Genomic DNA, 20810 nt, shown 5'->3' on the forward strand with positions numbered 1-20810 from the left:
CGATGCGCCTTGTACGTTTTGCCCTGGTTGCACTGCTGGCCCTGGCCGGCGCGGCGCACGCGGCCGACCCTGCCACCTTGCGCATCGGCTACCAGAAGGGCTCCATCAGCCTGGTGCTGGCCAAGCAGCACCGCCTGCTGGAGCAGCGCTTTGCCAACACGCAGGTCGAGTGGATCGAGTTTCCGGCCGGGCCGCAGATGCTCGAAGCCTTGAACATTGGCAGCCTGGACATAGGCTCCACCGGCGACATCCCGCCGATTTTTGCCCAGGCCGCCGGCGCCGACCTGTTGTACATCGGCGCCGAACCACCGAAACCGAAAGCCGAGGTGATCCTCGTGCCCAAGGGCAGCCCGGTCAACTCCGTTGCCGAACTCAAGGGCAAGCGCATAGCCCTGCAGAAGGGCTCCAGCGCGCACAACCTGCTGTTGCGCAGCCTGGCCAAGGCCGGCCTGAGCATCCGTGACGTGCAACCGGTGTACCTGGCGCCAGCGGATGCGCGTGCTGCGTTCGAGCGTGGCAGCGTGGACGCCTGGGCGATCTGGGACCCGTTCTATTCGGCCATCGACCTGGAAGGCAAGGCTCGCTTGCTGGCTGATGGCGAAGGGCTGGGCTTGATCGGGCCGTTCATGCTGGGGGCGCGCGGGTATGTCGAGGCCCACGGTGAGTTCGTCAAGCAGGTGCTCGACGAGATCACCCGTGCCGAAGCGCTGACGCGCAGCGATGAAGCCGGCAGCATTCAGCTGTTGGCGCAGTTCATGGGCCTGCCGGAAGCGGTGGTGCGGCGCAGCTTCAGCCATCGGCCCGCATCGCCGGTGATTGCGGTGAGCGACGAGATCGTGGCGGCGCAGCAGCGTACCGCCGCGTTGTTTTTCGAGAACCGGTTGTTGCCCAAACGGGTGGATATCGCAGGTGCGGTCTGGCAGGGGAATTGAGGTAGCCAATACCGGCCCTATCGCCGGCAAGCCGGCTCCCACAGAACTTACTGATTTGCCGGGGATCGTGTAGGAGCGGCTTCAGCCGCGAACACCGGCGAAGCCGGTGCCATTCACCGCGGCGCCTGCTTCGCGGCGAAGCCGCTCCCACAGGTTCAGCAGCGCTACCGGCCTTTGGAGCGGGCTTGCCCGCGATAGGGCCGGGGCAGGCCGGCAATCAACCCCGGGCAAACCGCAGCAGCTTGTCGCCATCCAGCCGGTACCGCACCCACTCATCCTGCGCTTGGGCCCCCAGCGATTCATAGAACCCGATCGCCGGCGCGTTCCAGTCCAGCACACTCCACTCCAACCGCCCACAGCGGTGCTCCACCGCCTCACGGGCAATGTGCCGCAGCAAATCCCGGCCAGCGCCACCGCCGCGTTGTTCCGGAGTGATGTAGAGGTCCTCCAGGTAAATCCCGTTACGCCCCAGCCAGGTCGAATAACTGTAGAAATACACGGCAAAGCCGATGGCCCGCCCATCGCGCTCGCAGATCAGGCTGTGCACCGTGCTGCCCTCATCGAACAGGCTCTGTTCGATATCGACAACGCTGGCGATCACTTCATGCCGCGCCCGCTCGTATTCGGCCAGCTCGGTGATGAAGGCGAGAATCTGCGTGGCGTCGGTGCGAACGGCAGGGCGAATGGTCAAACTCATCTGGGCTTCCTTTCTTCGGGCGTCGTGGACGATACAGTCATGTGTATCTGCTTAATTTAGTGTAACTGTACCGGTCGCAATGCCGTGCGACTCCAGTAGTGTGACAGCACCTATAACGCTTCTGGAATCCGCACCATGCTTGCCTCTGCCGACCTGCTTACCGCCTTCGTGCTGTTTGCCTTTGTTTCCTCGATCACCCCAGGGCCTAACAACACCATGTTGCTGGCCTCGGGCGTGAACTTTGGCGTGCGCCGCTCGATCCCCCATGCGTTGGGTATCAGCATCGGCTTCATGGTCATGGTGCTTGCCGTCGGCCTGGGCCTGGGCGAGGTGTTCAAGGCGTGGCCTGCGCTGTACACCGTGCTGCGCTATGTGGGCGCTGCCTATTTGCTGTACCTCGCTTGGAAGATCGCCACCTCCGGGCCAATCGGCGCCGATTCGCCCGATGCCCGCAAGCCGATGGGCTTCTGGGGCGCGGCGGCGTTTCAGTGGGTCAACCCCAAGGCCTGGGTGATGGCGGTAGGGGCGATCACCACGTACACGCCGGCCCAGGGCTATGTGATGAACGTGATCGTGGTCGCCGCGGTGTTCGCCCTGGTCAACCTGCCCAGCGTCGGTGTGTGGGTGATGTGCGGCAGCGCGCTGCGCAACCTGCTGCAGAACCCCCGTTGGCTGATGCTGTTCAATGTCCTGATGGCCTTGCTGCTGGTGATTTCCTTGTACCCGCTGCTGTTTGTAGAATCGTCGTTTTCGTAACGCGTCGAGTACCGCAAGCCCATGCAGTTGATCCCCTGGTCCCACCTATGCTCCGAAGGCTTCACCTTGCGCGGCTGGCGCTCGCCGGCAAGCGGCAAGCCGCTGCTGCATTTTCTGCACGGCAACGGCTTCTGCTGCCTGGCCTACGAGCCGATGCTGATGCGCCTGGGCGAGCATTTCGACCTGTGGCTGTGCGATGTCCAGGGGCATGGCGACAGTGACCACGGTGGCGCATTCCGCGGCTGGAACCGCACCGCCGCCCTGGCGGTGGAAGCTTTCGAGGCGGGGCGTGGCGAGTATGGCGAGGTGCGGCGCTACGCGGTGGGGCACAGTTTCGGTGGCGTGCTGACGGGCTTGATCCTGGCCAGCGCGCCACGCCTGTTCGAACGTGCAGTGCTGCTCGACCCGGTGCTGTTCAGCCGGCGCATGATCGGCATGATGGGGGCCGCGGCGCTGGTCGGCCTGCACCGCCGGCATACCCTGGCGCGCAAGGCTGCCAGCCGCCGCAGCCACTGGCCGGACCGCGAGGCAGCACTGGCCTCGCTGCAGGGGCGGGGGATTTTCAAAGGCTGGAAGGACGCCGCGCTGCACGCCTATATTGAACACGCCATCGGCGATTGCGGTGAAGGTGTGGTGCTCAAATGCCGGCCCAGCCGCGAAGTGGAGATCTTCAGTTCGTTCCCCACGCGCATGTGGGCGCACCTCGCGGCCATCCAGGCGCCGACCCTGGTGCTTCATGGCGAGCACACCTATCCCTTTGTGCCGCACTCGGCCCAGCGCTTGGCCACCCTCAACGCCCAGGTAGAGGCTCGCCAGGTCGCCGGTGGGCATTGTTTCATGCAGGAGGAACCGGCCACGGCTGCGCAACAGGTGGTGGATTTCCTGCAGGGCTGAGCAACTGTTCCATTAATGGGACGCTCAAAGCCATTTTCGCTGGCTACCGGTCGATTGGTCTCATTGATAAGGTTAACCCAGCCTTAAAGAGGAGACTTCTCATGAAAAAGATCCTGGGTATCCACCGCAGCCCGCACGCCCACTGGGTAGGCGATGGCTTCCCGGTGCGCAGCTTGTTCACCTACGACAACCTGGCCAGCCAGATCAGCCCGTTCCTGCTGCTCGATTACGCCGGGCCGCACGCCTTTACCCCAACTACCGACCGCCGCGGCGTTGGCCAGCACCCTCACCGTGGTTTCGAGACAGTGACCATCGTTTACCAGGGCGAGCTGGAGCACCGTGACTCCACCGGCGCCGGTGGCTTCATCGGCCCGGGGGATGTGCAGTGGATGACTGCCGCCAACGGCATCATCCATGAAGAGTTCCATTCCCCGGCGTTCGCCCGCAGTGGCGGCATGCTCGAGATGGTGCAGCTGTGGGTCAACCTGCCAGCGCGGGATAAACGCGCGGCGGCTGGCTACCAGACATTGCTGGCAACGGACATCCCTGAGGTGGCGCTGGACGGTGACGCGGGCAGCCTTCGGGTCATTGCAGGTAGCTACCAAGGCCATCAGGGGCCGGCGCGGACCTTCACCCCGATGGACGTCTGGGACATGCGCCTGCAGGCGGGTTCGCACGTGCAACTGCCCGTCGCCGCTGGCCGCAATGCGGCGCTGGTCGTGCTGCGTGGCACGCTGCGGGTCAACGGTGAGCGTGACGCCGGCCCGGCCAGCCTGGTACTGCTGGAGCGTACTGGCGAAGACGTGTTGATCGAGGCGCGCGAAGGCGCCAGCGTACTGTTGCTCAGCGGTGAGCCAATCGACGAGCCCATCGTCGGCTATGGTCCGTTCGTGATGAACAGCCAGGCGGAAATCGCCGAGTCGTTCGACGATTTCCATGCCGGGCGGTTTGGCCAGATGGAGGGTCAAGCGCACTGACGTGCAGGCCCTCTGGCGGCAAGCTGACCGCCTGTCGCCAGGTGCCATCATTGGATCGAACGGTCATGGCCCTTCGCCGTTCTTCCACTAAGGTGCTAGATGATCTCCCGCATTATCATTGCCTTGGCGCATGGACGGCCGCTTGGGCATGCGCATTATCAATTGGCACCCTGCCTGCCAAAGGCGTACTCACATAGCTTCAGGCCATCCATAAGAAGAGAGGGTCGTGACATGTCGTTGATTGGAGTTTCGATGCTTGAAATGCGCCAAATGATCGAACAGGCCTGCCTGCCTGACCGCTGCGAAGTCAGTTGCACCGACGGTACCAGCCTGACCATCCGGCTGGGCCAAGGGCAAAGCCTGGAGGAGGGCGTTACCCTCACCGGGGTGCCATTGCAGCAGCTGAACAGCTGCCGCGACGTGGTGAACCTGGTCGGCCAGTTGCATGCGCTGCGTGCCAGCCACCCAGCGCCGATGCGGGCGATCGCCTGACCGCCCCTCGCGTGCCGGTCAGCCCAGGCTGGCCGGCCGCACGTACTCCGGCATCAAGCCGTTGGTCCAGAACAGGATCATCGACACCAGGATGGTCACCAACAGCAATAACCCCACGCCCCAGACACAGGTCGCGAACAGCATCGCCTGTTCCTTGCGCAAGCGCAGGAAGGTCTGCAGCCCGCCATACAACAGCACCGTGGCGTACGCGGAAGCCGCTACCAGCACGATAAGCGCCAGCCAGCGGATCGGCACCAGGCCAATTACCCCGGCAAAGAACCACGGCGACGCACAGTAGCCGGCAAAGCCAATGCACTGGCCCAGTGTGGGTTGCACGTCGAAGCCGCGTGACATCCAGCGGATCATCACGCCCATCAGCATGACCCCGACCACCGTGGTGGCATACAGCAACCCGGCCAGCTGCGCCGCGCTGCCCATACTCAGGCGCACCCGCTCCTCGGCGGCCAGGCTCCAGCCGAAGGTGGTGGTGCCAACGAACAGGCACAGTGCGGGGATGAGTGCCAATACCAGCAGGCGCGGAAGGTATTGCTGGGGGTGGTCTTCTTCGGCGCGGCGGATGTCCATCCAGGCGTCGGAAGGGTGAGTGAAGAGCTTGAGCAACGGACTGTTCATGGCGTTCTCCTCAAGGCGCGGGCCTTTAATTATGGAGACGCGCTGTTTGCGGCAGGTTCAGCCAGGTTCGCCGCCGTTGATCGGCTTATTGCAGCTCGACCAGTAGATTCAAGCCGCCATCACCACATTTGCCCTGATCGCGGACTACGCCATGGTAACTACGCCCGTCCCATACGAACGCCACGCTGTGGGCGCGTTCGACTTTATCGGGCAGCGGAGGGCAAATGTGCAGCCGCAGGGCAGGGCGGCCCTGCAGGTTGAGGGCGGCGAGCTGGCACTGGCATTCAACGCTTTGGGCTATCGGGCCGAACAGCGTATCCCGCACGTAGTCGAGCTGCAGGTTGGCATTGGGCGAACGGCCGGGCATCTTCATTGCTGCTGGGCTCCTGCAAAAGGACCTATATCCGTTTTTTTGAAAGCACCCATACGCAGACGTTCAACTTTTTTGCAGGAGGCCAATCGCCTGCAAATGACAATGCATATCGTCCCCCGATGTGGGGAATTCTGGCGGGGGATCCTCCCCAAACTGGTTCGATTGCTAACATAACGTATTGATTCAATACGGTATTTTGTTCTGGCATACACCTTGCTGAACCTCTCGCAGAGTTTCTGTGTCCCGGAGGTGCAGCATGTCCATCCCGAACAAAGGCCCCGTCCTGACATCACTCGTCCTGGCCCTGATGGGCTGGGCAGCGACCAGCGAAGCGGCGGTGCAATGCCAGCGTACCTTGGTGGCCAACGTAGTAGCCCTGGACCAGCCACTGATGTTCAACCGCCTGGGCGCGCAGAACGCCAATGGCATGATGTTCGCCCTGCGTGAGGACGTGGTGGACGACAAGCAGGTGCCGCTGAGCAAGGGCGGGGCTGCGGTGCCGGGCAAGGTGACCCTGCGCCCGGACAAGCGCCCGCGCCCCATCGTGCTGCGCGTAGCGGCTGGCGAATGCCTGACGGTCAACCTCACCAACCTGCTCGACTACCGCGCCAACCCCAACAAGCATGGCATCGAAGCCGAGGAACCCGAGGGTGAGGAAGGCGAAGAAGGGCCGGAAACCGAAGTCGAGAACGAAAGCGGCGAAGGCCTGGTGGCAGACGAGCAGGTTGCCGAACGCCTGGTCGGGTTCCAGGTCAACGGCATGCAGGCGGTCAACAGCATTGCCGACATTTCCGCCAACACCGGCCGCAATGGCAATTTCCTGGTAAGCCCGGGCAGCACCCGCAGCTATACCCTCTACGCCGAACGCGAAGGGGCCTTCGCTGCCACCAGCAAGGCGGCCACCTTCGGCGGCGAAGGCACGGCGGGCAACGTCTCCAATGGCCTGTTTGGCCAGGTGGTGGTAGTGCCCAAAGGTGGGCGTGCCTACCGCAACACGTTGACCGAAGAAGAAATGCGCCTGGCCACCACCGGGCGCACGCCGACCGGGCAGCCGGTGGTCAACTACGAAGCCCGCTACCCACAGCAGGAGCCCTGGATCACTGAAGGCAAGGCGGGCAAGCCGATCATCGCCATGGTCGACGGCAACCAGATCCTCAACAGCGAAACCGATGCCATCGTCATGGGCCCCAACCCCGATGGCAGCTTCCCCAAGGCCACCTACCCGCTGGAAAGCATCGGCAAACGCAACCCGGCGCTGCCCAACCGCCTGGATGCGTTCCGCGACTTCGCCGCGCAGTTCGCCGACGAGGTTGCCGGCACCCAGGCCTTCCCTGGGTACTGGGCTGACCCGGTGATGGGTCATGTGCTGGAACCGGCGCGTGACTCGTTCATGATCAACTACGCCTCGGGTGGCATGGGCGCCGAAGTGGTGGCCAACCGGCTTGGCGTCGGCCCTATGCATGACTGCCTGTCGTGCGCCTATGAAGAGTTTTTCCTCAGTGCCCATACCGTGGGTGATATCGGCACCCTGGTGGATGTGCCGGCCAACGTCGGCCTGGAGCATATTCGCCCTGGCGAAGTACCACCGGCCAGTGCCACCGGGGTCAAGGCCAGCATGGCGCTGTACCCGGCCGAGCCTGCCAACGTGCACCACAGCTACATCGGTGACTTCACCAAGTTCCGCAACACCCACAACGGCCACGAGCAACACATCTTCCACTTGCACGGGCACCAGTGGCTGTTCAACCCCAATGACGACAATTCCGACTACATCGACGCCCAAGGCATCGGTGCGGGTGTCGGCTACACCTACGAAATCGCCAACGGCGGCTCCGGCAACCGCAACCGGGTAGCTGGCGATGCCATCTACCACTGCCACTTCTACCCGCACTTCGCCCAGGGCATGTGGGCCATGTGGCGGGTGCACGACGTGTTTGAAGAGGGCACCCGCCTGGAGGTCAGCGGGCAGGGCGCCAACGGCTTCCACACCACCCCGTTTGCCCTGCGCAGCGGCAAACCGGCAGCGGGCGCGCGGGCCTTGCCAGACGGCGAGATCGTTGCCGGCACGCCGATCCCGGCCATCGTGCCGCTACCCGGCAAAGCCATGGCACCGATGCCAGGCAAAGTGGTGGTGGTGCCCAAACTGTCCGAAACCCTGGTCGCTGCCCAGGACGATGACGACGAAGAGGAGGGTGACGATGACCACGGCCATGAGCCTGCAGCACCCAAGGCCATCGGCTCACTGGCGCTGGTCGACCGCAGCGAGAGCAACCGCAATGCGGACGGCACCCTGAAAAACCCAGGCTACCCGTTCTGGATCGGCGGCATGGAAAGCAGCGTCGGCAACCGCCCGCCAACCCCGCCACTGGACATGCTCGACCCGGCCCTGGCCCGGCAACTGAAAGACAGCGGCAAGGCCCTGTGGGCCAACCTTGACCCCAACCAGGTCGATGGCTGGGACGGTGGCCTCGGCCGCCATGCCTTGGACGGCGTGTCTGCAGGCGGCGAAGCCGTGACCACCACCACCAAGCTGGACTTCTCCAAGGTGGTGCACAAGGCCAAGCCGATCTACATGCCCGAAGAAGGCACCGATGTCGAGCAGGCCGCCATGCAGTTCCATGCCCAGGCCGAGCACGCCAGCTATGCGTTGATCCCCGGCAGCCAGCCGGTGGCCAAGGCGTTTCGCACCAACGGCGCGCTGCCCGCAGCAGGCGCCCCGTTCTACGAACCATGCATGGATGACCGCGGCAAGCGCCTCACGCAGTCTTCGGGGGTGGGCGAGTTCTTCAGCGGCGAGAGCCCCACGGGCCTGAACTTCCGTGGCGCGTCCACCTTCACCGCCGACCGCCCGCGCATTTACAAGGGTGCCAACATTCAGTTCGACGCGGTGTACAACAAGGTCGGCTACCACTTCCCGCAGGCACGCATCATCGCGCTGTGGGAAGACGCCTGGCCGGTGATCACCAAGCAGCGGCCACCAGAGCCGCTGGTGATGCGCATGAACACCTTCGACTGCACCATGTACCAGCACACCAACCTGATCCCGTCGTTCTACGAGATGGACGACTACCAGGTGCGCACCCCGACCGACGTGATCGGCCAGCATATCCACCTGCCCAAGTGGGACCTGACCGCCGCCGACGGCTCGGCCAACGGCTGGAACTACGAGGACGGCATTCTCTCGCCCGGCAGTGTGGTCGAGCGCGTGCATGCCATCCGCGCATTCAACAACTGCAGCGAAGGCGACAGCCGTGACGGTACCGCCGCTTGCCCGAAAGCCAAACAGCACCCGTACTTTGGCCGCTTCGGCCGCGCCGACTGGCTGGGTGCACGCACCGCCATGCAGCGCTGGTTCGCCGACCCGTTGGTCAACGTGCATAACGTCGACCGGGGCCTGGGCACCATCTTCACCCATGACCACCTTGGCCCATCGACCCACCAGCAATTGGGCCTGTACGCCACCGTGCTGGCCGAACCTGCCGGTTCCACCTGGTACCACGCCGAAACCGGCGAGCAACTGTACAACCCGGCCACTCGCCAGGACGGTGGCCCAACGTCGTGGCAGGCGGTGATCCAGACCGGCGACCACGATGGCGATGGCAAGAACGACAGCTACCGTGAGTTCTTCCTCGAATACAGCGACTTCCAGCACGCCTATGAAGCCGGCGTGTATGTGGGCGCAGGCCCGAACGGTGTGCCTGACGGCCAGGCCTACCCTGCAACCGCCGACAGCTTCCGCTACGCCATCAACCCACCCGTGCGCGGCAAGGCGTCCAACCTGCTGGAGGCCATCGTCGAGGAGCGCGGCGGCATCAACCCCGGCTGCCCGAGCCGGCCGTGCCCGCAGGCGATTTCGGTGGATGACCCGGGCATGTTCGTCGTCAACTACCGCAACGAGCCGCTGGCGCTGCGCGTATTCGACCCGAACAAGGTCGGCCCGGATGGCAAGCGCGGCATGCAGGCCGACGGCCTGGGCGGTGACTTGAGCTATGCCCTGCAGACCCGCACCGACCGTGCGATCCCGGCCATGAACCTGGCGCCTTCGGCGATCACCTCGGCAGTCGGCCCCACCGGCGGCACCACGCTGTTCCCTCCCCACATCAACAAGGCCGGCAGCGAACCGGGCGACCCGTTCACGCCGATGCTGCGCACCTACTCCGGTGACAACGTGCGCCTGCGCATGCACGCCGGTGGCCATGAAGAGGAGCACAACATCACATTGCACGGCGTGAAGTGGTTGCAGAACGGCACGGGCTTTGGCAACAGCTCCAACTCGGGCTGGAAGTCATCGCAGATGATCGGCATCTCCGAGCAGCTGGGCTTCATGGCGCCGGTGTCGATGATCTCCAGCTCCGCCGCCACCAACGGTGACTACCTGTACTCGCTGGACGCGGCCCTGGAAGGCTACTGGAACGGGATCTGGGGCGTCATGCGCAACTACACCGCGCAACGTGCCGACCTGTTCCCGCTGCCCAACAACCCGCAGCCGGTGGCCATGCGCAACACCGTGAACTTCGACGGTATCTGCCCGAAAACCACGGCCAACCCCAACGGCATCGGTACCCGCACCACGGTCAAGCGCAGCTACGAGATCGTCGCTGCGCTGGCTAACGACATCCTCGAGAACCGCAACGGGGTCAGCATCAACGACCCGGCCGGGCTCGGCCAGCATGTCGGCGGCCCGCTCAAGGCCAATGGCGGCACGCTGGTGTTCAACAGCCGCAAGACCAGCATCGCGCAGGTCAGCGGCGTTGACCCCGAGGATGGTGAGCCGTTCACCATTGGTGGCCACAGCGCCCCGTTGCACGACCCGACCGCGGTGCTGTACGTACGCAAGGCCGACCTCGACGCCAGCACCGGCAAGCTCAAACCGGGCGTGCCCGTGGAGCCGCTGATCCTGCGTGCCAACGCCGGTGACTGCATCAGCATCACCCTGGAGAACCGCCTGCCGCTGGTGATGCCAGACCTGCCGACCACCGCGGTGATGCACAACGTGGTCAAGCGCGACCGGTTCGACAGCGAAGGGGCCACGGCGTTTGCCAACAACCTGATGCGCCCGTCCAGCCACGTGGGCCTGCACGCGCAACTGCTGGCCTACGACATCACCAAGTCCGACGGTGCCAACATCGGCCTCAACCCGGTGCAGACCGTGCCACCCCGCGCCGGCACCAGCGGCGCCTACCCCAGCAAGGTGTACCAGTACTACGCGGGGCACCTGGAACGTGAAGGCAAACCCGTGCTGCAACTGGGCCGCACGGTAGACAACATCAACACCACGGCGATCGAATTCGGCGGCTTCAACCTGACCCCGTCGGACTTCATCAAACAGCCGCAGAAAGGCCTGGTCGGCGCCATGAGCGTCCTGCCGCAGACCGCCACCTGGACCGAGGACACCGCCAGTCGTGCCCAGGCCACCGTGAAGGTCACCGGCCAGCCAGACTACCGCGACTTCGTCACCGTCTGGCAGCGCGCGCTGAACATGCGCTGGGCCGATGGCCGCCCGGTGGAAGGCATCAACACCGAAGGCAACGGCGCTGCGGGCGACCCGCAGGACAACGGCAACATGGCGGTCAACTACAAGACCGAACCGCTGTGGCTGCGCTTCGCCATGGCGCCCGACTCGCCGTTCGGCCGCGCCGATGGCCTGGGCTTCGGTGATGTCCCCAATGCCCACATGGCCTATGCCAACGCCCTGATCGGTGGCGACCCGCAAACCCCGGTGCTGTACGCCAAGCCAGGCCAGCCGGTGCGCAACCACATCGTCATGCCCAGCGGTGGCAGCCGTGGCATGACCTACCAGCTCGATGGCCACCTGTGGCCGCTGCACAACTACCAGGCCGAGAAGAACGACCTCGACGGCTACCCGATGAACCTGCCTGGTATCGGCTCGGTGCGCTTCGGCTACAACCCGATGGCCATGTACATCGGCGCCCAGGAGAGCGTGCTGCCCGCAGCGCACTTCAGCTTCATGCTGCCGAGCGCCGGGGGGGCCAACGCGGTGCCGGGGGACTACCTGTTCCGCGACTATGCCGCCTACGGCAACCTCTCGGGGTTGTGGGGGATTCTGCGGGTTACCAACGATGCACCGCCAGCAACGGCACCGGCACAATAAGAAAAGGGGCGTACCACCATGTATAACAAGAAAACTCGCCCTGCCATGCTGGGGGTATTGATAGGCGCGGCGCTGATCGGCCTGGGCGTGGCCTACGAAACGCTCTGGTGCGATCCGCGCGAGCTGCTGCAGGAGCCTGCCGACCCGCAGGCCCTGCACCGGCTCAGCCGCGACGGCTTGACGGTGGAGTTCGAGGCTCGGCCACTGGCGGGCGGTGAACTGCGCGAGGGCGCCTTCGCCAACATCCGCTTCAAGGTCACCGACCAGGCCAGCGGCCAGCCGCTGTCGGGCATGGCGCCGGGGGCGTGGATCGACCCGGCCCAGGCGGCCCCGCTGGAAACCACCCGTGAGCAGAGCTGCAAAGCCCGTGTCGCGCTGTTTCTCAAGAGCAGCATCGGTGCAAGGCCGCTGCTGGACCTGAACAGCTACTTCCTGCTGGTGCTGAACAAGGACGCCAGCCTGACGGTAATCGACCCGACGGTGTCGGTGGGCGGTATCACCAGCACCCTGGCGCGCATCGAGCTGCCGGGCCGGCCCATGGACTGGGTGGCCACTGGCGATGACAAGCAGGTGTTCGTGTCGATCCCCGAGCGCGGCCAGGTTGCGGTGATCGACACCGAAACCTTCACCCGCGTGGCGACCCTGGAGGCCGGCGAGATGCCGTTGCGTGTGGCGCTGCAACCCGACCAGCACCGGCTGTGGGTCGGCAACAACAGCGACGACCCGGCCAAGGGCGGGGTAACGGTGATCGATGTACCCGGCCGCAGCACGCTCAAGAGCTTCGCCACAGGGTCGGGGCACCACGAAATCGCCTTCAGCACCGACTCGCGCTACGCCTTTGTCAGCAACCGCGACGGCGGCACCCTGAGCATCATCGACATCCCCGAAATGCGCCTGGTAAAAACCCTGGAGGTCGGCCCGCACCCCTTGGCGGTGGCCTATTCGGCGCTGTCCCAGGCGGTGTACGTAAGCGATGGCTCGGAGGGCACGGTGCGCGTCTACGATGCCCGCACCCACCAATTGCGCCACACGGTACAGGCCGCGCAGGGCCTGGGGCCGATGCGCTTCAGCAGCGATGGGCGCTACGGCATCGTGCTCAACACCCTGGAAAACCAGGCCTTGGTGATCGACGCCAGCACCGACAAGCTGATCCACCGCATCCCGGTGGCGGCCGAGCCCTACCAGCTGACCTTCACCAAAGGCTATGCCTACGTGCGCGGCCTGGCCTCGTCCAGGGTCAGCATGATCAACCTGAGCAGCCTGGGCGAGGGGCGTCAGCCCATCGTCCAGGGCTTCGAAGCCGGCCCTGCCGCGCCGCGCCAGGCCGGTGACCTGCCGCTGGCCCAGGGGCTGTCGGTGTCACGCGATGACAATTCGGTGTTCGTGGTCAACCCCGTGGACAACACCACCTACTTCTACGCCGAGGGCATGAACGCGCCGATGTCCGGCTACAACAACCGTGGCCACCAGGCCCGCGCGGCCATCGTCATCGACCGCAGCCTGCGCGAGCTGGCACCGGGGGTGTATGGCTCGACGGTGAAAATGCCGGCGGCGGGCAAGTTCGACGTGGCGTTCCTGCTCAACCAGCCGCAGATCATCCACTGCTTCAGCACCGATGTGGCGGCTGCGCCCGACGCCAGCAAGCGCAAGGGCGCACACGCCGAGTTCATCGGCCTCGACCAGCCCCTGCCGCAGCACAGCGCCTTCACCGCCAAGGTGCGCATCGTCGGCGACGATGGCCGCCCGCGGGTCGGCCTGGACGACCTGACCTTGCGCTACTTCCTGGCACCGTCGTCGATGCCGCGCAACCTGCGCCTGGAAGAAGTGGGCGAGGGCGTGTACCAGGCCGCGCTGCAGCTGCCCGAGGCCGGTGCCTGGTACCTGCATGTGCAGTCGCCGTCGCTCGGGCGCAAGTTCACCGAAGAAAACTACACCAGCCTGCGCGTCCTGCCGGCCGCAGCGTCTGCCGCTTCCCAGACTGAAGTGAGGAATGTGCAATGAACGCCAAGCATTCTTGCAAGCTGCTTGCCCTGAGCCTGGCCCTGGCCGGCTTCAGCAACCTGGCGCTGGCCCATGCCGGCCATGACCACAACGCGCCTGGCGAACCCCAGGCAGCGGCGCGCCAGGAAAAGGCCAGCGTGCGCTTTGCCGATGTGTCGCTGCTGGACCAGAACGGCATGCCGGTGCGCCTGGAGAAGGACCTGGTTGGCGAGCACCTGGTGGTCATGGGCTTCATCTACACCAGCTGCACCACCGTGTGCCCGGTGGTGTCGTCGATCATGGGCAAGGTCCAGCAGCAATTGGGCGGCAGGGTCGGCGAGGAAATCCGCCTGGTGTCGATCAGCGTCGACCCGCAGCGTGACGATTCCAGGCGCTTGCAGAACTATGCCAAGGCCTTCCAGCACGGCCCGGGCTGGAGCTGGCTGACGGGCTCGCCATACGCCATTACCGAAACCCTGAAAGGCCTGGGCAGCTTCAGCGCCGACCTGACCCAGCACCCGCCGTTGATCCTGGTGGGTGACGGGCGCAGCGGCCACTGGACACGCTACTACGGCTTCACCGACCCGGCCGTGCTGATTGGCGAAATCAACCGCCTCAGCGCCCGCCGTGTGCACGCCAAGAGCACCGCCATCGCCGAACATCAGGAGGTGCAACCATGAGCACTCACGCCCCCCGCCATGGCGCCATGCGCAGCTTCGACTGGCTGGTCCTGGCCGGTTGCCTGTGGATTTTCGCCTCGATGGCCATGGCCCACGAAGGCCATGCGCCCCAGGCCCCCAGCCCGCAACCGGCGCCACCGACCATGGCCAGCGGCGGCGGCACCCGCGATGCCCAGGCGTGGTTCACCGACACCGTGCTGCAGGACCAGAACGGCCGTGCGCTGCGCTTCTACAGTGACGTGCTCAAGGACAAGGTGGTGATGCTCAACGTGATCTTCACCCACTGCACCGACGCCTGCCCGCTGATTACCCGCAAGCTGCGTGAAGTCCGCGAGGCCATGGGCCCGGCGCTGGCCAGCCAGGTGACCTTCGTGTCGATCAGCAGCGACCCGCTCAACGACACCCCGGCAGCGCTCAAGGCGTTTGCCCAGCAGCAGGGCGTGGACAGTGCCAACTGGCTGTTCCTGACCGGCGACAAGGCCAGTGTCGACCTGGTGCTGGGCCGCATCGGCCAGTTCCTGCCCAGCCCCGAACAGCACTCGACCCAGCTGATAGCCGGTGACGTAGCCGGCAAACGCTGGAGCAAGATCCGCCCCGATGCGCCGCCAGCGGCCATCGCCCAGCGCATGCAGCTGCTGGCCCAGCCTTTGGCGGGGCGGTAAATGGCACTTGACCCTGGAGCCGTCAGTGTTCCTGTGGGCCTCATCGCCGGCAAGCCGGCTGCCACAGGGTATGCAGCGCGGCGCCCAACAGTGTGGGAGCCGGCTTGCCGGCGATGAGGCCAGAATGAACAGAGCTGGATTCATGCTGATGCTTGGCTTGGCTGTCTGTGCCCCAGCCTTGGCGTTGGAGCTTACTGCCAGCGAACAAGCCGGCAAGCGTCTCTACCGCGAAGGCCTGTCCAGCAGCGACGCCCAACTCACCGCCCGCGTCGGCGCCAGCAACATGACCGTGCCCGCCAGCGTGCTGCCCTGCGCCAGTTGTCACGGCACGGACGGCCAGGGCCGCGCCGAAGGGGGTGTGCGCCCACCAAGCCTTGACTGGCAACGCCTGGCCCTCGGCCAAGGCCCACGCCTGAGCAACGGGCGTAGCTATCCGGCCTACACCGGTGCCACCCTGGCCAGGGCCATCCAGCACGGCGTAGACCCTGCCGGCAACCGCCTCGACACGGCCATGCCGCGCTTCGAGCTGACCCTGGCCGACCAGCGCAACCTCAGCGCCTACCTGAAACGCCTGGCAGAAGACCGCGACCCGGGTGTAGAGGAGGGGGTATTGCGCCTGGGCACCTTGATACCCACCACGGGGCCATTGGCGGGCGCCGGCCATGTGGTGCGCGCTGTGCTTGAAGACGGCGTAGCACAACTCAACCAGCAGGGCGGCATTCATGGCCGGCGCCTGGAACTGCTGGTGGCCGACCCAGGGGGCGATCAGGCCAGCGCCGAGCAAGCCCTGCAGCGGTTGCTCGGTCAACAGCAGGCCTTCGCCCTGGTCAGCCCATTGGCGCCGATGCTCGACCAGCGCCTGGCCACGGTGCTTGAGCAGCAAGGCGTGCCGTTGATCGGCAGCGCGCCGCGCAGTGGCGGCAGTGTGCAGATATTCGACCCGCTGCCGGGCATCGACACCCAATTGCTGAGCCTGGCCGCCCATGCCCGCGCCAACCTTGGCCTGGCACCGGGCGCCCTGCGCGTGGTGTACGCCGGCACCGATCAGGCAGCGTTGGCCGAGCTCGTGCGCGAGCGCTTGCAGCAGCAGGGTTGGCAGCCCGCACCGATCGAGGCCTTCAGCGGCCAGGCCGTGCAGGGGCAGGGGGTAGTTTTCATCGGCCGCGCCCAGGCCTTTGCCGAACTGGCTGCGTCGTTGCAGGCGGCAGGCCGAGCACCCTACCTGTTCGCCGCCTCCAGCCAAGTGACCGGCGCCGTGGCCGCGCTGCCTGCGTACTGGTCGCAACGGGTATTCCTGGCCTATCCGTTCGTGCCTGGCGACTGGACCGAGCAGGGTATGGCGAGCTTGGCCGGCCTGCAGCAGCGCCAAAGCCTGGACCCGCGCCAGGCGTCGCTGCAGGTCAACACCCTGTGCGCCCTGCGCCTGCTGACCGAGGCCCTCAAACAAAGTGGCCGCGACCTCAGCCGCGAGCGCCTGGTGGCGGCCCTGGAGGGCCTGCATGACATCGACACCGGCCTTACCCCCGCGCTCGGCTTCGGCCCGGGCCGGCGCCAGGGTATGGCCGGTGCCCACGTGGTCGCGGTGGCCCTGCCCGGGCCGCGCTTCACATCTGTCGCCCCGTACCGGCCGGTGCCGGTCAGCCCTTGAGCGGAGGTTGCCATGCGTACCCTGTTGCTGTGCCTGTTACTGGTGGTCGCCAAGGCGAGCTGGGCCGATATGCCTGCCGCGCGGGTCAATGGTGTGGACATCGGCGTGCTGCGCCTGGAGCGCTATTTCAGCGAATACCTCGAGGCCCAGGGCCGTGCGCTCAGCAGTATCCGCAACCCGACGTTGTACAAGCGCCTGCGCAGCCAGGCCCTGGATGAGCTGATCGACAAGGAGTTGCTGTGGCAGGAAGCGCAGCGCCGCGGCATCGCCATCAGCGACGAACAGGTAGCGGCGCAGGTGGGTGAGGTGGAGGCGGCATTCGGCAGCCCGGCGCTGTTCGAAAGGCGCCTGGCCGATGCAGGTTTCGACCGGGCAGCTTACGCTGAGTACATGCGCCACGAGTTGGCGTCGCAGCAGGTATATGCCCAGCTCAGCGCGGTGCCGGCGCCCACCCAGGCCGAGGTAGAGGCGTTCTACCAGGCCAATCGCAAAACACTGCAAGGCGTACAGAACCAAAGTGATAACCCTTCGGTCATACGCGAACAGGGCCTGGTGCTGGCCAGGGGCGCGCTCATCGCGCAATTGCAGACGCAGGCACGGCAAACCGTGCGCCAACGTTTGCGCGAATCCGCTAAAGTGGAACTCGCTGACTGACGGCCCCTCCAGCGTTTCCCCAAAGCTGGGGAATAAAGGCTTGGCAAAGTGCCATCAGGTGCCCCGGATGTGGGGCACCGCGCCTGCGGCTGTTTGTGGGGGTATTAAAGATACTAGCCAGATCAATGGCTTACAGTGGTGCGACATGACTATTCACGCCTGGCACGAAGCCTGCTCAAGCCTTACCAAGGCCGCACTTCGCAGACCGGGGAACCGGGCAGTTCTTGGGAGTCGACCTTGGTGAACAGAGTATTGGTAGTCGATGACGAACAGACCCTTGCGCAGAACCTGCAGGCGTATTTGCAGGCGCAAGGCCTGGAAGTCCATGTTGCCCACGACGGTGCCAGTGGTATCGGCCTGGCTGAGAGCCTGGCACCGGGTGTGATTGTGCTGGATTACCGCTTGCCCGACATGGAGGGGTTTCAGGTCCTGCAGACCGTGCGCAAGAACAGGCAGTGCCATTTCGTGCTGATTACCGCCCACCCGACCGCCGAGGTCCGTGAGCGCGCCGCCGAACTTGGCGTGACCCATGTCCTGTTCAAGCCGTTCCCGCTGGTGGAACTGGCCCGCGCGATCTTCGACCTGATGGGCATCGAGCGCCGGCGCAGGGCCACGGACAACCCGGCAGAAGGGTACGTCGAACGACGCCATACCAGGAACGAATCGTTCCCCCTGCAGTTGTACGATGGTAGCTGGGTCCTGGCAGACCGCCGCCGTAATGGCGGCAAGCCCCCCGGGCCTGACGACGACCAACTGCTCACAGGGGAATAGCGGCGCCCGCAGCCCTCACCGAGCCTGCGACGCGCCCCCTGAGCGGAGTCGCAGGCCATGTCCGATGCATTCGATGTAGGAGCGGGTTTATCCGCGATAGGGCGCAACCAGGTCTGCCTGCCAGCGGGCTACCCCCGGGAGCTCCTGGCCCAGGCCCGCCTGCAAGCCAGCGATGAGCGCCTGCTCAACTGCCTGGAACGTCTTGCCTGCGACACCCCCGACACCTTCGTCCGCCGCCTGGGCGCCACCCTGCATTACCCGGTGCTGTGCAGCCAGGCGTTGCTGGCCAGCACTCCGCGCTTCGACAAGGCCAGCCTGGCCCAGTGCCTGAAGCGCGAATTCGTGCTGATAGAGCAGGGCGGCAACCTGTGTGGCGTGTTCGCCGACCCCTTCGACCACAGCCGCCTGGCCTGGATCGACGACGTGCTGCAAGGCGCGCCGCTGTACCTGGCCCACGCCGCCGACCTTGCCACCTTCCTGGCGCGCCACGAAGAAAGCTTCCACGCGGTCGATGCCCTCGACCACGACGCCGAGGCCAGCAGCGAAAGCGACCCGCTGCAGCGGCTGTCGCTGACCAGCATCAGCGAAGACCAGAGCAAGGTGGTCAAGCTGGTCAACTCGACACTCTACGACGCCCTCAAGCAGCATGCCAGCGATATCCACCTGGGCATGACCGGCCAGGGCCTGACCATCAAGTACCGCATCGACGGCGTGCTCAACGGCGCCGGCAAGGCCAGCGGCAGCGCCTTCGCCGACCAGGTCATCTCGCGCATCAAGGTGATGGCCGAGCTCGACATCGGCGAGAAGCGCGTGCCCCAGGACGGCCGCTTCAAGGTCGCCGTGGGTGACCGCCAGATCGACTTTCGCGTGTCGATCATGCCGAGCATCTTCGGTGAAGACGCGGTGCTGCGGGTGCTCGACAAGCAGGACTTGTCCGACCGGGTCAGCGGCGTGCAGCTGCAGGCCCTGGGCTTTGCCGACGAAACCCTGCGCGCCTTGCGCCGCCTGGCTGCCGAACCCTACGGCATGATCCTGGTCACCGGGCCCACCGGCAGCGGCAAGACCACCACCCTGTACGCCATGATCAGCGAGATCAACCACGGCGTGGACAAGATCATCACCATCGAAGACCCGGTCGAATACCAGCTGCCCGGCGTGCTGCAGATCCCGGTCAACGAGAAGAAGGGCCTGACCTTCGCCCGCGGCCTGCGCTCGATCCTGCGCCACGACCCGGACAAGATCCTGGTCGGCGAGATCCGCGACCCCGACACCGCGCAGATCGCCGTGCAGTCGGCGCTCACCGGCCACCTGGTGTTCACCACCATCCACGCCAACAACGTCTTCGATGTGATCGGCCGCTTCAGCCAGATGCAGGTCGACCCCTACAGCTTCGTTTCTGCGCTCAATGCCGTGCTGGCCCAGCGCCTGATCCGCCTGGCCTGCCCGCACTGCTGCACCCCCTGCGAGGCCGATGACGAAATCCTCGCCGCTTCCGGCCTGACCCGCGACGCCGTGCATGGCTGGCAGTTCGTCCGCGCCCAAGGCTGTGGCCAATGCCGCGGCAGTGGCTATCGCGGGCGCAGCGCCATCGCCGAACTGCTGCACCTGGACGACGACCTGCGGCAGATGATCGTCGAACGCCGGCCGCTCGCGCAGATCAAGGCGCTGGCCTGCCAACGCGGCCTGCGCCTGCTGCGCGCATCCGCCCTGGACCTGGTCCGCGAGGGCCGCACCACACTCGAGGAGATCAACCGTGTCACATTCATTGCGTGATCATGCCTCCCACAAATACTGCGCCGTGCTCGGTGCAGAAGGTGTCGGCCTGGGCCGCTGGCACGCTAACCAGCACCAGTGGCTGGGCAGCCGCGAGTTCACCTGCGACGCTGCGCAACCGGCCTGGGAAGCCGCCTTGCAGGTGCTCGCCGCACTGCTGGCCGAACACACCGTGCGTGGTGGCCAGTTGCAGGTGCTGCTGTCGGCCCGCTTCAGCCGCTTCTGCCTGGTGCCCTGGAGCCATGCCATCAGCCATCCGCGCGAGCTGGACGCCTACGCCCGTGCCTGCTTCGAGAACCTGTATGCGCAGCCGCTGGACGACTGGCGCATCGTGCTGTCACCAGAGCCGGCTGGCGCCGCGCGCATCGCCACCGCGCTGCCCCAGGCCCTGCTGCAAGGCCTGCAAGCGCTGGGCCGGGACAGCCACCTGCGGCTGCGCTCGGTGCAGCCGTACCTGATGGCCGCGTACAACCGCTGCTCGGCACAACTGCAGCAGGGCGACTTCCTGTTCGTGCTCGCCGAACCCCGCCGCAGTGTGCTGCTGCTGGCCGCAGGCGGCGCCTGGCAGCAGGTGTTGGCGCAAGGCTGCGCCGACAGCGACCAGGCCTTGCAGGCACTGATCGAGCGCACCTGCGAGCTGTATGGCGAGCAGATGCCACGGGTCTACCTGCATGCCCCGGGCCGGGGTGACGTGCCGCAACTGGCGGCGGTGCAGCTGTGCCAACCGGCCAGCGAAGCCGACCCACTGTGCGCCATGTGGCGAGCGGTGGCCTGAG

General features: G+C 65.7%; 17 protein-coding genes. 14 read left to right on the top strand and 3 right to left on the bottom strand.

The annotated features are described in order from the left end of the window. The first annotated feature begins 2 nt into the window (after positions 1–2). The gene (locus ABEH27_RS23415) at positions 3–932 is read left to right on the top strand and encodes an aliphatic sulfonate ABC transporter substrate-binding protein (RefSeq protein WP_346615847.1); all 930 of its coding nucleotides are present in this window, start codon (positions 3–5) and stop codon (positions 930–932) included. Between the two features lie 217 nt (positions 933–1149). Here ABEH27_RS23415 and ABEH27_RS23420 read toward each other — a convergent pair whose 3' ends face one another. Continuing rightward, complete coding sequence (locus tag ABEH27_RS23420; protein ID WP_346615848.1) at positions 1150–1629, bottom strand: GNAT family N-acetyltransferase; 480 nt, start codon at positions 1627–1629, stop codon at positions 1150–1152. Between the two features lie 135 nt (positions 1630–1764). On the opposite strand from ABEH27_RS23420, the gene ABEH27_RS23425 reads away from it, so the two are divergent. The 4 genes from ABEH27_RS23425 to ABEH27_RS23440 all read left to right on the top strand — a co-directional run bounded on the left by ABEH27_RS23425 (position 1765) and on the right by ABEH27_RS23440 (position 4748). Further along, on the top strand, positions 1765–2385 hold the full coding sequence (locus ABEH27_RS23425; protein WP_346615849.1) for a LysE family translocator: 621 nt from the start codon (positions 1765–1767) through the stop codon (positions 2383–2385). 21 nt (positions 2386–2406) lie between these two features. Continuing rightward, on the top strand, positions 2407–3279 hold the full coding sequence (locus ABEH27_RS23430) for an alpha/beta hydrolase (RefSeq protein WP_346615850.1): 873 nt from the start codon (positions 2407–2409) through the stop codon (positions 3277–3279). A gap of 101 nt (positions 3280–3380) precedes the next feature. Further along, a complete protein-coding gene (locus tag ABEH27_RS23435; RefSeq protein WP_346615851.1) occupies positions 3381–4256 on the top strand; it encodes a pirin family protein in 876 nt (291 codons plus the stop codon). Positions 4257–4487: 231 nt separating this feature from the next. Further along, positions 4488–4748, top strand: coding sequence for a DUF1652 domain-containing protein (locus tag ABEH27_RS23440; RefSeq protein ID WP_346615852.1), 261 nt, complete (start codon positions 4488–4490; stop codon positions 4746–4748). An 18-nt stretch (positions 4749–4766) separates the two neighbouring features. Here the strand turns inward: ABEH27_RS23440 and ABEH27_RS23445 are convergent, their stop codons facing one another. Beyond that, positions 4767–5381 (bottom strand): Yip1 family protein, encoded by a 615-nt coding sequence (locus tag ABEH27_RS23445; RefSeq protein ID WP_346615853.1) that lies wholly within the window; start codon positions 5379–5381, stop codon positions 4767–4769. Between the two features lie 85 nt (positions 5382–5466). Beyond that, positions 5467–5754 carry a hypothetical protein gene (locus ABEH27_RS23450; RefSeq protein WP_346615854.1) on the bottom strand — a complete coding sequence of 96 codons (288 nt, stop codon included), beginning with the start codon at positions 5752–5754 and terminating at the stop codon, positions 5467–5469. A 256-nt stretch (positions 5755–6010) separates the two neighbouring features. Here ABEH27_RS23450 and mnxG point away from each other — a divergent pair, with 256 nt between their 5' ends. From mnxG to ABEH27_RS23495, 9 genes are all read left to right on the top strand, one after another. Next, complete coding sequence (gene mnxG / locus ABEH27_RS23455) at positions 6011–11866, top strand: manganese-oxidizing multicopper oxidase MnxG (RefSeq protein ID WP_346615855.1); 5856 nt, start codon at positions 6011–6013, stop codon at positions 11864–11866. An 18-nt stretch (positions 11867–11884) separates the two neighbouring features. After that, entirely contained in the window at positions 11885–13867 is a 1983-nt protein-coding gene (locus ABEH27_RS23460) for a cytochrome D1 domain-containing protein (RefSeq protein WP_346615856.1), read from the top strand. Further along, positions 13864–14526, top strand: coding sequence for an SCO family protein (locus ABEH27_RS23465; RefSeq protein ID WP_346615857.1), 663 nt, complete (start codon positions 13864–13866; stop codon positions 14524–14526). Before ABEH27_RS23460 ends, ABEH27_RS23465 begins: the two co-directional genes overlap by 4 nt. Positions 14527–14552: 26 nt before the next feature. Then, positions 14553–15188, top strand: coding sequence for an SCO family protein (locus ABEH27_RS23470; protein WP_346615873.1), 636 nt, complete (start codon positions 14553–14555; stop codon positions 15186–15188). Positions 15189–15312: 124 nt separating this feature from the next. Further along, entirely contained in the window at positions 15313–16836 is a 1524-nt protein-coding gene (locus ABEH27_RS23475) for an ABC transporter substrate-binding protein (RefSeq protein ID WP_346615858.1), read from the top strand. Positions 16837–16848: 12 nt separating this feature from the next. Continuing rightward, positions 16849–17490: a SurA N-terminal domain-containing protein gene (locus ABEH27_RS23480; protein ID WP_346615859.1), complete on the top strand. Its 642-nt coding sequence runs from the start codon at positions 16849–16851 to the stop codon at positions 17488–17490. 237 nt (positions 17491–17727) lie between these two features. After that, positions 17728–18261, top strand: a complete 534-nt coding sequence (locus tag ABEH27_RS23485; protein WP_346615860.1) for a response regulator — start codon at positions 17728–17730, stop codon at positions 18259–18261. A gap of 57 nt (positions 18262–18318) precedes the next feature. Further along, on the top strand, positions 18319–20034 hold the full coding sequence (locus ABEH27_RS23490) for a GspE/PulE family protein (protein WP_346615861.1): 1716 nt from the start codon (positions 18319–18321) through the stop codon (positions 20032–20034). Then, positions 20015–20809, top strand: a complete 795-nt coding sequence (locus tag ABEH27_RS23495) for a hypothetical protein (protein WP_346615862.1) — start codon at positions 20015–20017, stop codon at positions 20807–20809. The genes ABEH27_RS23490 and ABEH27_RS23495 overlap by 20 nt, the downstream gene beginning before the upstream one ends. The last annotated feature ends 1 nt before the right edge of the window (position 20810 follow it).

Origin of the sequence: Pseudomonas sp. P39-UII1 (genome assembly GCF_039672635.1) — a bacterium.
Lineage (GTDB): Bacteria > Pseudomonadota > Gammaproteobacteria > Pseudomonadales > Pseudomonadaceae > Aquipseudomonas.

Excerpts from the sequence above, each read along its gene's own strand:
- ABEH27_RS23415 (WP_346615847.1), top strand. The coding sequence starts at position 3 with ATGCGCCTTGTACGTTTTGCCCTGGTTGCACTGCTGGCCCTGGCCGGC.
- ABEH27_RS23420 (WP_346615848.1), bottom strand. The coding sequence starts at position 1,629 with ATGAGTTTGACCATTCGCCCTGCCGTTCGCACCGACGCCACGCAGATT.
- ABEH27_RS23425 (WP_346615849.1), top strand. The coding sequence starts at position 1,765 with ATGCTTGCCTCTGCCGACCTGCTTACCGCCTTCGTGCTGTTTGCCTTT.
- ABEH27_RS23430 (WP_346615850.1), top strand. The coding sequence starts at position 2,407 with ATGCAGTTGATCCCCTGGTCCCACCTATGCTCCGAAGGCTTCACCTTG.
- ABEH27_RS23435 (WP_346615851.1), top strand. The coding sequence starts at position 3,381 with ATGAAAAAGATCCTGGGTATCCACCGCAGCCCGCACGCCCACTGGGTA.
- ABEH27_RS23440 (WP_346615852.1), top strand. The coding sequence starts at position 4,488 with ATGTCGTTGATTGGAGTTTCGATGCTTGAAATGCGCCAAATGATCGAA.
- ABEH27_RS23445 (WP_346615853.1), bottom strand. The coding sequence starts at position 5,381 with ATGAACAGTCCGTTGCTCAAGCTCTTCACTCACCCTTCCGACGCCTGG.
- ABEH27_RS23450 (WP_346615854.1), bottom strand. The coding sequence starts at position 5,754 with ATGAAGATGCCCGGCCGTTCGCCCAATGCCAACCTGCAGCTCGACTAC.
- mnxG (WP_346615855.1), top strand. The coding sequence starts at position 6,011 with ATGTCCATCCCGAACAAAGGCCCCGTCCTGACATCACTCGTCCTGGCC.
- ABEH27_RS23460 (WP_346615856.1), top strand. The coding sequence starts at position 11,885 with ATGTATAACAAGAAAACTCGCCCTGCCATGCTGGGGGTATTGATAGGC.
- ABEH27_RS23465 (WP_346615857.1), top strand. The coding sequence starts at position 13,864 with ATGAACGCCAAGCATTCTTGCAAGCTGCTTGCCCTGAGCCTGGCCCTG.
- ABEH27_RS23470 (WP_346615873.1), top strand. The coding sequence starts at position 14,553 with ATGCGCAGCTTCGACTGGCTGGTCCTGGCCGGTTGCCTGTGGATTTTC.
- ABEH27_RS23475 (WP_346615858.1), top strand. The coding sequence starts at position 15,313 with ATGAACAGAGCTGGATTCATGCTGATGCTTGGCTTGGCTGTCTGTGCC.
- ABEH27_RS23480 (WP_346615859.1), top strand. The coding sequence starts at position 16,849 with ATGCGTACCCTGTTGCTGTGCCTGTTACTGGTGGTCGCCAAGGCGAGC.
- ABEH27_RS23490 (WP_346615861.1), top strand. The coding sequence starts at position 18,319 with ATGTCCGATGCATTCGATGTAGGAGCGGGTTTATCCGCGATAGGGCGC.